11 protein-coding genes and 2 pseudogenes are annotated in these 12,528 nt (G+C 69.6%); 9 read left to right on the forward strand and 4 right to left on the reverse strand.

Going from position 1 to position 12,528, the window contains the following annotated elements:
* Positions 1–76 precede the first annotated feature (76 nt).
* Positions 77–816: pseudogene (locus ABZ840_RS07115) on the forward strand (HTH domain-containing protein).
* Positions 817–831: 15 nt separating this feature from the next.
* Here ABZ840_RS07115 and ABZ840_RS07120 read toward each other — a convergent pair.
* A complete protein-coding gene (locus tag ABZ840_RS07120; protein WP_361554588.1) occupies positions 832–1,584 on the reverse strand; it encodes a helix-turn-helix domain-containing protein in 753 nt (250 codons plus the stop codon).
* 267 nt (positions 1,585–1,851) lie between these two features.
* Here ABZ840_RS07120 and ABZ840_RS07125 point away from each other — a divergent pair, with 267 nt between their 5' ends.
* Entirely contained in the window at positions 1,852–2,523 is a 672-nt protein-coding gene (locus ABZ840_RS07125) for a DUF4097 family beta strand repeat-containing protein (protein WP_361555383.1), read from the forward strand.
* A 150-nt stretch (positions 2,524–2,673) separates the two neighbouring features.
* Complete coding sequence (locus ABZ840_RS07130) at positions 2,674–3,795, forward strand: serine hydrolase domain-containing protein (protein WP_361554591.1); 1,122 nt, start codon at positions 2,674–2,676, stop codon at positions 3,793–3,795.
* A gap of 69 nt (positions 3,796–3,864) precedes the next feature.
* Here the strand turns inward: ABZ840_RS07130 and ABZ840_RS07135 are convergent, their stop codons facing one another.
* Positions 3,865–4,248 (reverse strand): MarR family transcriptional regulator, encoded by a 384-nt coding sequence (locus tag ABZ840_RS07135; protein ID WP_361555387.1) that lies wholly within the window; start codon positions 4,246–4,248, stop codon positions 3,865–3,867.
* Positions 4,249–4,341: 93 nt separating this feature from the next.
* Positions 4,342–4,587, reverse strand: a pseudogene (locus tag ABZ840_RS07140) (helix-turn-helix domain-containing protein); the annotation flags it as partial.
* Between the two features lie 135 nt (positions 4,588–4,722).
* Between ABZ840_RS07140 and ABZ840_RS07145 the strand changes: the two are divergent.
* Positions 4,723–5,919 carry a cytochrome P450 gene (locus ABZ840_RS07145; protein ID WP_361554594.1) on the forward strand — a complete coding sequence of 399 codons (1,197 nt, stop codon included), beginning with the start codon at positions 4,723–4,725 and terminating at the stop codon, positions 5,917–5,919.
* A 69-nt stretch (positions 5,920–5,988) separates the two neighbouring features.
* On the opposite strand, the gene ABZ840_RS07150 is transcribed toward ABZ840_RS07145, so the two are convergent.
* A complete protein-coding gene (locus tag ABZ840_RS07150; protein WP_361554597.1) occupies positions 5,989–6,438 on the reverse strand; it encodes a DUF6314 family protein in 450 nt (149 codons plus the stop codon).
* A gap of 179 nt (positions 6,439–6,617) precedes the next feature.
* On the opposite strand from ABZ840_RS07150, the gene ABZ840_RS07155 reads away from it, so the two are divergent.
* The 5 genes from ABZ840_RS07155 to ABZ840_RS07175 all read left to right on the forward strand — a co-directional run bounded on the left by ABZ840_RS07155 (position 6,618) and on the right by ABZ840_RS07175 (position 12,522).
* Entirely contained in the window at positions 6,618–7,151 is a 534-nt protein-coding gene (locus ABZ840_RS07155; RefSeq protein ID WP_361554600.1) for a hypothetical protein, read from the forward strand.
* 225 nt (positions 7,152–7,376) lie between these two features.
* Positions 7,377–8,744 carry an AMP-binding protein gene (locus ABZ840_RS07160; RefSeq protein ID WP_361554603.1) on the forward strand — a complete coding sequence of 456 codons (1,368 nt, stop codon included), beginning with the start codon at positions 7,377–7,379 and terminating at the stop codon, positions 8,742–8,744.
* Positions 8,745–9,135: 391 nt separating this feature from the next.
* Positions 9,136–10,743: an SLC13 family permease gene (locus ABZ840_RS07165; RefSeq protein WP_361554606.1), complete on the forward strand. Its 1,608-nt coding sequence runs from the start codon at positions 9,136–9,138 to the stop codon at positions 10,741–10,743.
* 146 nt (positions 10,744–10,889) lie between these two features.
* Positions 10,890–12,113, forward strand: coding sequence for a glycerate kinase (locus ABZ840_RS07170; protein ID WP_361554608.1), 1,224 nt, complete (start codon positions 10,890–10,892; stop codon positions 12,111–12,113).
* A gap of 205 nt (positions 12,114–12,318) precedes the next feature.
* Positions 12,319–12,522 (forward strand): hypothetical protein, encoded by a 204-nt coding sequence (locus ABZ840_RS07175; RefSeq protein ID WP_361554611.1) that lies wholly within the window; start codon positions 12,319–12,321, stop codon positions 12,520–12,522.
* Positions 12,523–12,528: the final 6 nt, after the last annotated feature.

Consider the following 12,528-nt stretch of genomic DNA (forward strand, 5'->3'; position numbering starts at 1 on the left):
GCAGACCTCGGACGTGGACCACTGTGACACCTCTGGCGGACAGGATCGGTCCGCTACGTCCGGCAGGGTGAGCGGCATGGATGTGGGGAGCGGTGAGGAGCGGGGGACGACGGAGCGGGTGTTTGCCCTGCTCGGGCTGCTGCAGCAGCGCCAGGTCTGGACGGGTCCCGAACTCGCCGAGCGGCTCGGGGTCACGTCGCGCACGGTACGGCGTGATGTCGAGCGGTTGCGCGCCCTCGGCTATCCGGTGCATGCCTGCCAGGGTGTCGGCGGCGGTTACCAGCTCGGCCCCGGGCAGGACCTGCCGCCGCTGCTCCTTGATGACGAGGAGGCGATCGCCACCGCGGTCTCGCTGCTCGCCGACGCGGGCGGTGCGGCCGCCGGCGACGCCGCGCTCCGGGCACTGACCAAGCTCGACCGGGTGTTGCCCACCAGGCTGCGGCACGAGGTGCGCACGCTCTCCGGTTCGGTGGAGTTCTTCGGTACCGGCCGCACGCCGGTCGACCCCGAGGACAGGAGGGGGCGGCGAGCCGGGTCTGCCCGCACCAGGCGCGCTTCCTCGTGCACGCGCCGGCCGACACCGTACGCGCACAGATTCCGGCGTCGGCAGCCGTCGTACGACCGCGGGGGAGCGGGCGCTGCGAGGTGCTCAGCGGGGGCGGCAGCCTTGATGCCGTGCTCATGCATGTGCTCCTGCTGGGGCACGACTTCGAGGTACTGGACCCTCCGGAACTGGGAAGCCGCTGTCGCGTGCTGGCGGAGAAACTGCTGTCGGCCGGGAAGACGGTCTCGCCGGTGCCGGACATGGGGGAGTGAGGGCCTGAACAGCCCTCAGGTGGCGCTGGTGGATGCGGTGGCGCTGTCCGAGGCTGTTTCGGGTTTCGCGTGCAGGACGTCGCGGGCCTGGTCCGCGGCGCGGATGATGCTCTCGGATACGAAGTCGACGAAGCGGGCGATGTTTTCGAGGCGGACGGCTGCCGGAGTGCCTGAACCGAGGATGCTGACGCCTTGTCGTGCGATCTCGGCGAGGTGGGCGGTGCCGCGGGCGCTGGCCAGCATGGATTGGTACCAGACGTCGTCATCGACGACGTAGCGCTCGCGGCGGCTTTCATCGCGTTCCCGGCGTACGAGGCCCTGATTCTCAAGGTACGTGATCGCTTTGGAGACGGACGCCGGGCTGACCCGGAGGCGCTGGACGAGTTCGGCTGCGGTGAGGCTGCCCGTGTCGCTGATGCAGAGGCAGGCCAGCACCCGGGCCATCATCTTGGGCGAGCCCGTCTGCATGAGGACGGTGGTGAACGACTCTTCGTACTCGCGCACTGCCTCGGCATCGCGGTCATGGGCCTGTTCGGGAACCTTGGCACCCCGGGGTGCGGCCTGCCTGCGCCGGTGGGCGCGGTGTTGGGTGGCGCGGTGGGCGAGATCGGCGCGGTAGGAGGTGGGCCCGCCGTTGCGCATCACCTCACGCGTGATGGTCGAGGTGGGGCGGTCGAGGCGCCTGGCGATCTCCGCGTAGGCCAGGCCGTCGGCCAGCCCCAGTGCAATCTGCTGGCGTTCCTGCTGGGTGAGCCTGCCTCCCGGCATCGCGGTCTCCTTCGTTGTCTTTCGTGGCTCCTGGTGTCTCAGGAGCACTGGCCGTGCAGCATAGCGTTCACCTTCATTTCATTGCAACGAGTGGAGAGGGGGTATTGCGTTACCTTCCAGGTTGTTGCAATGAAAACTCGCTTTGAACTGCATGTATTGCGGTTGTTCGCAATAAAGCTATTGCTGGATCTGTGAATGCAACGTAGCGTTTCCAATGTCAGAAACAGAGAGCCGAAGGAGCGCACGATGCAGACGAAGCAGAGCACGATCCAGAAGTTCGACACTCCGGCCCCGGTGACCGCCGACCTGGACATCCCCGCGGGGCGCATCCGGTTCATCGCCGCCGACCGGACCGACACCACGGTCGAGGTCCTGCCCGCGGACGCTTCGAAGAGCCGGGACATGAAGGCGGCGGAGCAGATCGAGGTCGCGTACCGCGACGGCGTCCTGCGGGTCGCGGCCCCGGCGCCGAAGAACCGGATCCTCGGCTCCTCCGGAGCCATCGAGGTAACCATCCAACTGCCCGCCGGCTCCCGCGTCGAAGCTAAGGCGGCCAGCGCCGAATTCCGGGGCGTGGGGCGGCTCGGTGATGTCACCTTCGAAGGCGCGCAGGGCTCGGTCAAGCTCGACGAGGCCAAGAGTGTCCGCCTCGCCGTCCTCGCCGGCGACATCTCCGTCGGCCGCCTGGACGGCCACGCGGAGGTCACCACCGCGAAGGGTGACATCCGCATCGCCGAGGCTGTGAGCGGCACGGTCACCCTGCGCACCGAGGCCGGTGACATCTCGGTCGGCGCCGCTCGCGGTGTCTCCGCCGCGCTCGACGCCGGCACCTCCTACGGCCGGATCCACAACACGCTCAAGAACACCGACGGCACGGCCGCAGAGCTGCTCATCCACGCGACCACCGCCTACGGCGACATCGCCGCCCGCAGCCTCTGAGAAACACCCTCACGACCGATGACCAACCCGGCCATCGCGGTGAACGGGCTGCGCACGTCCCACGGCAACAAGGTCGTGGACAGTCGCGGTGGCCGCCGTTGCGCACTTCAACTGCACCGAATACGTCCGATCGCGAGATGAGGAAAGACCATGAGTGAGTCCCTCCGCACTGTCGAGAACAACAGCGGGAAGGATCGCCCGGAGCTGCAGAAGGCCATCGAGGAGTTCGTCGATGCCGGGTTCGCCGGGATGCAGATGCGGGTGCACGACGAGCAGGGCGAGTGGGTCGGCAGCGCCGGGGTGCGCAAGCTGGGCGAGGGCGCCAAGCCGCAGACGAACGGGCGTTTCTGGGTGGGCAGTTCCACCAAGACCTTCACCGCGACCCTGGTGCTGCGACTGGTCGCCGACGGCGCGATCGGACTGGATGCTCCGGTGGCCGACTACCTGCCCCAGCTCGGGCTGGACCGGCGGATCACGGTGCGGATGCTGCTGCAGCACACCAGCGGGTTGTACAGCTACACCGGCGAACTCGACCCCGACGGGACGTTCGTGCCGGGTATCCCCTCGGCGGGCAAGGAGTGGGTGGACAACCGGTTCCGCACCTATCGGCCGGAGGGGCTCGTGGGGTTCGCGCTGCCGAAGCCGGCGCGGTTCGAGCCGGGGGCGGGCCAGAGCTACTGCAACACCAACTACACGCTGGCCGCAATGCTGATCGAGAAGGTCACCGGCCGCTCGTACGCCGAGGAGATGCACCGGGGGATCCTGCGGCCGCTCGGCCTGCGGGACACCGTGGTACCGGGCGCCTCACCGGAGATCCCCGGGCCGCACGCCCACGGTTACTACCGCTACGAGGACGCCGGCGAATGGAAGGTGGTCGACGTCAGCCGTCAGAACTCCTCCCTTCTCTTCGGCGCCGGTGACATGATCTCCAGCACCCAGGACCTCCACACGTTCTTCTCCGCGCTGCTGGGCGGCAAGCTGCTGCCCGCGGAACTGCTGGCCGAGATGCGCAAGCCGCACGGTGAACTCGGCTACGGCCTGGGGCTGTTCGTACAGGACTTGGGTCCGGACCACGGCGGCACCATCGTCCACCACAACGGCGGCGCTCCAGGGGGCTACGGCGCGCTGATGATCAGTACGCCCGACGGCAGCAGGACCCTGACCGCGGGGCTGACGACCGGCGATGCCGAATCCAACCCGGCAGTGGTGATCCAGGGGGCGTTGGACAGGCTCATCAAGGTGGTGTTCAGTGGCGAGCAGGTCGCGGCCTGACCCCTTCAACTGGCAAGCGGGTGAGCGGGGATGCGGGGGAGTCGGCAAGCGGGCAAGCCGACTCGCCCGTCATGTCAGGAGAGGGCGCCAGCGGTCGGCCGACTCCAGCATGTCCGCGATGACCCGCTCCAGGAACGTCCCCGCCTTGGCCATCCGTTGTCCCACGGGCGTGTCGAGCCCGAGCGTCTCCGCCGTCGCCAGCGCGGCCCGCGCCGATTCGAGCGTGTTCCGCGCGCTGATGACGATCGAGTTGTACCAGGCGTTGTCGTCGATGACGTAGATGTCGCGGCGGCGCTGCGGATCGTGCTCGCGCCGGACATACCCCTGCTCCACCAGGGAGTTCACGGCCACGGAGACGGAGGCCGGGCTCACCTGCAGCCTACGGGTCAGCTCGGCCGCGGTGCGCCTGCCGTCCTCGGACAGCAGCAGGTCGACGTGCACGCGCGCTGTCATCCTCGGCAGCCCCGACCTGACCGCCAGCTCAATGATCTCCTCTTCCGCCGCGCCGGCCGGCGGCCCGGCACCGCGTGGGGGAGTGGGCGTACCACGCCGGGCCCGCTGAACCGTCGCTTGGTGCGCCTGCTGGGGCCGGTAGGCGCCGGCGCCGCCGTTGCGTCCGACCTCCCTGCTGATCGTCGAGGTCGGCCGGTCGAGCCGTCTGGCGATCTCGGCGTAGGAGAGTCCCTCGGCGAGTCCGGCCGCGATGCGCTGGCGTTCCTGCTGGGTCAACCGTCCTCCTGGCATGCCGCCAGTATTGCCTTCGTCGTCATTCATTGCAACGCTCCATTGCATTCGAGCGCAGCGTCATTGCACCAATTTAGCTGCTGCTAGCTGGAATAACGCTGTTCAGTGGATTGACGACACTTCGAACGCAACGTAGCTTTCAAGCAATCCCAAACGCGTACTATCGCGAAATGAGGAATGGTCATGGGTGAGTCCGTCCACACCGTCTCGACGACGCCGATGGTGCGTCAGTCCGGTTGCCCCTTCGACCCGCCGGCGGAGCTGCTCGACGCACGCCGTCACGGCCCCATCAGCCGCTACACCCACCCCGGCCCCGGAGGGAAGCCCGGCTGGCTGATCACCGGATACGACATGGTCCGGTCGGTCCTGGCCGACCCGCGGTTCAGCGCGCGCAAAGAGCTGATGAACGTGGTCGACTTCGAGATTCCGCCGGCACCGCCCGGCGAGTTTCTCCTCATGGACGACCCGCAGCATCGGCGCTACCGCAAGCCGCTGATGGGCAAGTTCACCGTACGGCGCATGCGACTGCTCACCGAGCGCGTGGAGCAGGTCACTGCCGACTGCCTCGACGCCATGGAGAAGACCGGGCCGCCGGCGGACCTGGTGACCGCATTCGCCAAGCCCATCCCCGCCATCGTCATCTGCGAGCTGTTGGGCGTGCCGTACGAGGACCGGGGCTCCTTCCAGGAGCAGATCGACTCGTTCATGAACGGGGAGACGAGTGAAGAAGAGCTGATCGCGGCCTACACCGCGGTCCAGAACTACCTCGCGGAGCTGGTGGTCGCCAAGCGTGCGAACCCCACCGACGACGTGCTCAGCGACCTCACCGACAGCGATCTGACCGATGAGGAGCTGAAGGGGATCGGCCTGATCCTGCTGTCGGCAGGGTTCGACACCACCGCGAACATGCTGGGGCTCGGCACCTTCGCGCTGCTCCAGCACCCGGACCAGCTGGCCGCGCTGCGCGCAGACCCTGCGCTCGCCGACCGGGCCGTGGAGGAGCTGCTGCGGTATCTGAGCGTCGCCAAGCAGTTCTGGCGGACGGCACTGGAGGACGTCGAGCTGGGCGGCCAGACCATCAAGGCCGGCACGACGGTCGTCCTGTCGTACAACACCGCCAACCGCGATCCCGAGCGCTTCACCGATCCTCAGGCGCTCGACCTGCAGCGGCAGGAAGGCGGGCACCTGGCCTTCGGTCACGGCGTCCACCAGTGCCTGGGGCAGCAGCTGGCCCGCGTCGAGATGCGAGTCGCGTTCTCCGCGCTGCTCAACCGCTTCCCCACGCTGCGCCTGGCCGTACCGGCTGAAGAAGTCAGCCTGCGCCCGGAGGCCGCGGACATCTACGGAGTGAAGAGCCTCCCGGTCACCTGGGACGTGTGACCGCGAACGAGCGGGAGCGAGGAGGGAGTGGGGCAGTGGGGCGGCGCGACGTGAGCGGCTTGCGAGGCCTCACGTACTCGCGCGGCGGTAGACCGAGACGAGGAGCTGGTCCTTGGCCGGGCCGTGGACTTCCCAGCGCAGGTGCCACTCGTCCGGCGACAGCACGGTGAAGGTGCCTTCGTAGCGATCCGCGGCGCACTGGTGCACGGCCGTCCAGTGGCCGCGGCGCAGGTCCAGCGTGTGGAAGGGGCGGCCGTCCGCGAAGGACACCTCCGCGGAGCCGTCCGGGAGCGGCGTCATCCGGAGGGTTCGGCTGGCGTCCCGCCGCGCGCCGTCCCATTCCATGACGCCTTCCTCCACGTGCAGCCACCCGTCGGCGTCGTCGGTGCGGAACTCGGCCCGTCCGGAGAAGTGGCCGACGTGTTCACCGGCGTACAGCTCACGCTCCACGCTCCAGTTGCCTGCGAGGTAGGCGAGCGCATCGGGTACGGCCCGGACGCCGGGATCGGGTGAGGTCATGCCCCCAGCTTCTCACTCGGCACAGCAGCGGCAGCCTGTACCCCTCTTCCGGCGAAGTCCGGAACCTCCACACAACCGACCCCGTCTTGATCTGCGGAGCCAGGACAGCGGGCACGGTCGAAGGGCGGCGGGGAGTGGAACGGCGGAGACGAAGGCGTGCACAAGCGGCAGGGTGGGTGATGGCTCCGACTGCTCTTGCGACCGCCACTCTCACCGGCTGCTTTGCTCCTGGCGGCGACGAGGAGAGGAAGCCCGGTCCCGCAGCGAGTCAGGTCACCGTGGTACGCGGCGACGTGACCTATCCCCTCACCGCCAAGATCACGAACTGGGAAGTGGGGCCCCACCCCCAGGTCCCTGATCGAGGAGACGCGGTGCACTTCACCTACCGCACCACCAAGACGGCGCAGTACTTGCCCGAACCGCGAGTGGCGCTCGCGGTGTGTGCGCTGGATTCAGCGGACGCTGTGTTGCTGTGCGACACCATCGATGTGTACGACGGAGTCGGTGTCCCCCGGGCAGAGGACGGCGACACATGGCTCGGCCCCGACTCCGATCCCGACCGGTTGTCCCACACGGCCCGGGTCGTGCTCCTCCCCGACCAGTTGCTCGGTGACGGGCGTGCACACGACCCCAAGGACCACGACGGCTACGACCCACCGGACCTCCCATCGCCGGGCGACCGATTGCGCACCGACCGACCGCGTACCGGCTGAACGATCGTGCTCGTTGGATGATCTGCTGAGCGCGGCCGGGACCCGTGGTGGGGAAAGCGCATTGCCTACGGGGGCGTTGAGGGTCTGGACTGCCAAGGATCACGACGGCGGGCTGCTCCCCGGGTTCGGGAGCGGGGTCATGTGTCGAGATCGCCGCCCTGCCCCGCCGCGGCGCATCGCGACCCGCACGGTTTCCGGTTCGGGAACCGGCGCGGAGGGAAACGAATGGCATCCATGCTCGACGGTTGCACGCCCTGGCCGGAGGAGTTCGTCGACCGCTACTGGGCGGCCGGGCACTGGCGTGGCTATACGCTGGACAACCTGCTGCGCGACTGGGCCCTGGAGTACGGACCGCGGACCGCACTCGTACATGACGGCACCCGCGTCACGTACGCGAATCTGAACCGGCGTGTGGACCGCATGGCCGCCGGATTCCGGCTGCGCGGTCTCAGGCCCGGGCAACGGGTCGTCGTCCAGCTGCCGAACGTTCCCGAGTTCGTCATCGCCGTGTTCGCGCTGATGCGCATCGGCGCGATCCCCGTCCTCTGCCCGGTCTCGCGCCGCGCCGCCGAGGTGTCCCACCTCGTGCGGACCGCCGAGGCCGCCGGCTACGTCGGCCCCTCGATACGCGACGGCTTCGACCACATGGCTATGGCAGCGGACATCGCGACCCAAGGCCCCTTCCTGCGGCGGGTGTTCACCTACGAGCCGCCGGGCGCCTCATCCCCGTACGGCGGCATGGCGGTCGACTCGTCGGGCTGCCACTACTTCCCGCTGGGATCCGTCGAGGCCCCGCCTGAGCGGGGGCTCGCGCAGACGGCCGACCAGGTGGCCTTCTTCCTGCTCTCCGGCGATGCCACCGCGGCCCCCGAGCTCACTCCTCGTACCCACAACGACTACGCCTATCAGGCGCGGGCCGCCGCCGGACTGGTGTCGCTCACCGAGAGCGATGTGTACCTCGCCGCGCTGCCCGCCGAGTCCAACTTCGTCCTCGGATGTCCCGGCATCGTCGGCACTCTCTCTGTCGGCGGCACCGTTGTACTCGTCGAGAGCCCGGATGCCGCCGCATGCTTCGCGGCCATCGAGCGCGAGCGGGTCACCCTCACGTCGGTGGTACCGGTCGTCGCTCAGCTCTGGCTCGACGCACTGCCCACTGCCCAGGCCGACTTGCCCGACCTGAGCAGCCTGCGGCTCGTGCAGGCCGGCGGCGAGCCCCTGCCCCGGGCGACCGCCGAACGGATCGGCCCCGAGCTGGGCGGCTGCCGCCTGCAACAGGCCTTCGGCATGGCGGAGGGGCTGCTCACCCTCACCCTGCTGACCGACCCGGACGAGGCTGTGCTCGCCACGCACGGCCGCCCGCTCTCGCCCGACGACGAGATCCGCCTTGTCGACGTCGACGGCAAGGAGGTGCCCGAGGGGGAGCCCGGCGAACTCCTCGCCCGCGGTCCTTACACCCCGCGCGGCTTTTACCGGGCGCCCGAGCACAACGCACGAGCCTTCACCGCCGACGGTTACCTCCGTACCGGTCGGCTCGCGCGGCGCACCACCGACGGCAGTCTGGTGGTGACCGGCCGCCTCAACGGCGACCATTGACGCAGGTCAAGGCCGCTGCAGGGCCGCAGCAGGGCTGCTGCCTCACGTCAATCGGCGGCGGTTGGGTGAACCGGGGAGGCATCGGGGAGCGGAGCGGGAACGATGCCCACGATCACTGATGTCGTAATTGTCGGATTGTGATACCGGTTGTCGTGGGAGGTCAGATGCACAGAACCGGCGTGCGGACGTTCTCACGTCGGTGCCGGTCACCGGCACTGTGCCGGCCTCCGCCATGGCGTACGCGCCGTGCTCGGCACCGGCCGGTCGGCCCGCCTGCCAGGCACTACCGCAGGGGCCGGTTCGTCGGCCCCGCTGCCCTGCCTGTCATGACGGGGTCCGTATCGCTGGCCGCTGCTCGGCATCGCACCGGGACCGACCAGGGAAAGCCATCGTGCAAGAGCTGTACAAGCGAATGTGTCTGCTGTTGCAGGCCCCCGGGGTCGCCGGCAGAGCGACCACAGCGCTGTCCGGACTCTGCAAGCAGTTGCCCGCCATCATGTGGGCAGGCGTCCTGCTGGCAGTGGCCGCCGCACTGGTCATCGTCTGGTCGGGCGCGGGACCGCCCGCGCCGGCGGCCATCGCGCTGACGGTCTTCGCCGGGGCCACCGTGGCGTGGGTGTCGGGGCGGGGCGACACCACCTTCGTGGGGCTGATCGCCGTACTGATGCTCGTGGTCGCCGGTGTCGTGGCGCCGGCGCGGCTCTTCGCCGGGCTCGGGAACGAGACGGTGTGGCTGCTGATCGCCGCGTTCGTCCTTGCGGCGGGTATCGGCGCGACGGGCCTGCCGGCCCGTGTGGCGCTGGCCCTGTGCTCCCGCGCCCGTACGGTGCGGCAGCTGTTCCACCTGGTGGCGGCGGTGCTGGTGCTGACGGCCTTCGCGCTTCCGGCCACCGCGGGCCGGGCGGCCCTGGTGCTCCCCGTCTTCGTGGCGCTGGCGGCTTCCGTACAGGAGCGCGTCACCGTCGTACGTGCCCTGTCCCTGTTGTTCCCCACGGTGGTGCTGCTGTCCGCCATGGCCACCCTGACCGGTGCGGGCGCCCATCTGATCACCAGCCAGCTACTGGCCGGCACTACGGGCGGCGGCATCAGCTATGTGCGGTGGCTGGTGCTGGGACTGCCGTTCGCACTGATCTGCTCTCACCTGGCCACGGAGGGACTACTGCGGACGATGACCGACCGGGAGGAGCGCCGCGCCCCGTTGGTGCGGATGCGTGATGACTCTTCAATGGCCGGTGAATCGTCCGGTGAATCGGTCGATGACTCGTCCGGCGGCGAAACGGTCGGCGAAACGGTCGGGGAAACGGTCGGCGGAGCTGGGGGCGAACAGGAGTCGCGGCGGCCCGGACGGCTGGGGCGATGGGGGCGGCTCGGACGCGACCAGGCCCGGGCCGCTGCGATTCTGCTGGTGGTCATTGCCCTGTGGTGCACCGAGTACCTGCACGGCATCCCGCCCGCCGTCACGGCACTGGCCGGCGCGGTCATGATCACCGCGCCCAGGTGGGGCACCATCGGCATGTCGGCGGCCCTCGACGCGGTGCCGTGGTCCTTGCTGCTGTTCATGGTGACCACCACCGTGCTGGGCGGCGCACTGGCCTCTTCGGGAGCGGCGGACTGGCTCACCTCCCTGTTCTTCCCCGCCGCCGCGGGCCCGGGCATGGTCCTGGTGGTCGTCGTCGTGGTCAGCGCGGCCTCTCATCTGATGCTCCAGTCGCGTTCGGCGCGGTCGTCGGTGCTGGTGCCGCTGGTCATCCCACTGGCCTCGACCGCGGGCCTGCAACCAGCCGCACTGGCCTTCGCCTCGACCGCCGCGGCCGGGTTCTGTCACACCACCATCGCTTCGGCCAAGCCCCTCGCCCTGTTCGCCCAAAGCGGCGTCCCTTCGGTCTTCGGTGAGCGGGATCTGCTGCGCCTGTCGGCCTGGCTCGGTCCCGCCACCGCCGCGGTGACCGTCGGCTGCGCCCTGACCATCTGGCCCTGGCTGGGCCTGCCCCTGCGCTGAACACATGCGCCCAAGACATCCGCTGAACACACTGCGACGCGTGAACAAGGCGCGCGTACGAGATGCGCGACCAAGGCGCGCGCACGAGACGCGCGTACGAGATGGCGGCCCTGACCGGGACCGCTGCTGAGGAAACGGGAAGACTCATGTTCTTGCGAGTTCTGGTCGCTCCCAGCGGCTTCAAGGAATCCCTGGCCGTCGAAGCGGTCGGTGCGGCGATCAGCGCCGGTATCCAGCGCGTGCTGCCCGGCGCCTGCGTCTCGGCCGTCCCTTTGGTCGATGGTGGCGAGGGCACTGCCCGTACGCTGGCCGCCGCCAGTGGCGGGAAGCTGGTACCGGTGACGGTCACCGGACCCACCGGGGAGGCCGTCTCCTCGCACATCGCCGTCCTGGGCGGTGCGGGTCCACTGACCGCTGTCGTCGAGATGGCCGCTGCGGCCGGGCTCGCACTCGTTCCCGCCGATGCCCGCGACCCCGGCCGCACCACCACGTACGGCGTCGGGGAGCTGATCCGCGCCGCCCTCGACCACCGTTGTGAACGGATCGTGGTGGGCTGCGGAGATTCGGGAACCTGCGACGGCGGCGCGGGCGCCCTGACCGCGCTGGGCGCCCGCGTGCTCGGCACCGACGGCCGCCAGGTTCCCGCGGGCGGCAGCGGACTGCTCCGCGCCTCGGCGCTGGAACTCGACGGCCTGGACGTACGGTTGACCGGTACCGAGATCTTCGTCGCCTGCAATCCGTACAACGTCCTGACCGGCGAAGGCGGCGTCGCCCGGACCTTCGGGCCGCAAAAGGGCGCGACGGCCGCCCAGGTCGAAGAACTGGCCTCGGCCATGGAGCACTGGGCCGCGCTGCTGGAGCGCCGGTGCGGTACGGATGTACGAGATATGCCGGGCGGAGGGGCCTCCGGCGGACTCGGCGCGGGCCTGGCAGCCGTCCTCGGCGCTCGCCTGCTGCCCCGCTTCGACGTCCTCCCGGGCTACGCGGAACTCGACGCCCAACTGGCCCTGGCCGACCTGGTCATCACCGCGGAGGGAGCGCTCGACCACCAGACTCCGCGCGGCAAGATCCCGGCCGAAGTCGCCCGCCGCGCCAAACGGCTGGGCAAACAGGTCATCGCGCTGGCCGGCATCATCGGCCACGGCGCCGCGCAGACCCACCCGGTCGGCATCGACGCCTACGCCTGCATCCTCTCCGGCCCCATGTCCCGACGAGAAGCCATGGAAAGCACCGCCGCACTCCTGGCCGACGCCGCCGAACAAGCACTTCGCATGGTCCTGATCGGCACCCGCCTCACCGAACCCCCGCCCCTCGTCGGCGGCCCCCTCCCGCCGGCGGCCGGCAGCCGTCCGGCGCCCACCGCGGGGTGAGGGGGAGGCGGGCACCACACTCGTCAGGGCCGGGCAACGGCAGGTGGTCGATCGACTGCGACTGCGACGGGCTGCCACCGGCCTCTCTGCCGCCTTCGTCCCTGGTCACCACCGTTCGGTTCACTCATCCGGCCTACTTCAACCCTGAATGGCCGTGTTTGTGTGCATACAGTCGAACTGTTGCCCAGACGGGCGATGGAGTCTGTTGGAGGGAGCCGAGATGCTTTCCCAAACTGTTCGGACAACCGGTCTGACCCTCGACGGGGAAACCCTGGAGGCGGTCGCGGCGCAGCCTGAAGCGCCGCTGAGCGACGCTCCGGTCCCCTCGCCGGAAGGTGGCGGCATCGGCCTGCTGCTGCTCGGGCTGCTTCTTTCGCCCAAGGAGCCGAAGGACCCGAACCGCCGGTGATTCCCC

The organism is Streptomyces sp. NPDC047117 (genome assembly GCF_040643545.1).
In the GTDB taxonomy this organism is placed as follows: Bacteria; Actinomycetota; Actinomycetes; order Streptomycetales; family Streptomycetaceae; genus Streptomyces.

Bases quoted from the DNA above. Each gene is read 5' to 3' on its own strand.
- ABZ840_RS07120 (WP_361554588.1), bottom strand. From the start codon at position 1,584: ATGCCGGGAGGCAGGCTCACCCAGCAGGAACGCCAGCAGATTGCACTG.
- ABZ840_RS07130 (WP_361554591.1), top strand. From the start codon at position 2,674: ATGAGTGAGTCCCTCCGCACTGTCGAGAACAACAGCGGGAAGGATCGC.
- ABZ840_RS07135 (WP_361555387.1), bottom strand. From the start codon at position 4,248: ATGACAGCGCGCGTGCACGTCGACCTGCTGCTGTCCGAGGACGGCAGG.
- ABZ840_RS07145 (WP_361554594.1), top strand. From the start codon at position 4,723: ATGGGTGAGTCCGTCCACACCGTCTCGACGACGCCGATGGTGCGTCAG.
- ABZ840_RS07150 (WP_361554597.1), bottom strand. From the start codon at position 6,438: ATGACCTCACCCGATCCCGGCGTCCGGGCCGTACCCGATGCGCTCGCC.
- ABZ840_RS07155 (WP_361554600.1), top strand. From the start codon at position 6,618: ATGGCTCCGACTGCTCTTGCGACCGCCACTCTCACCGGCTGCTTTGCT.
- ABZ840_RS07160 (WP_361554603.1), top strand. From the start codon at position 7,377: ATGGCATCCATGCTCGACGGTTGCACGCCCTGGCCGGAGGAGTTCGTC.
- ABZ840_RS07170 (WP_361554608.1), top strand. From the start codon at position 10,890: ATGTTCTTGCGAGTTCTGGTCGCTCCCAGCGGCTTCAAGGAATCCCTG.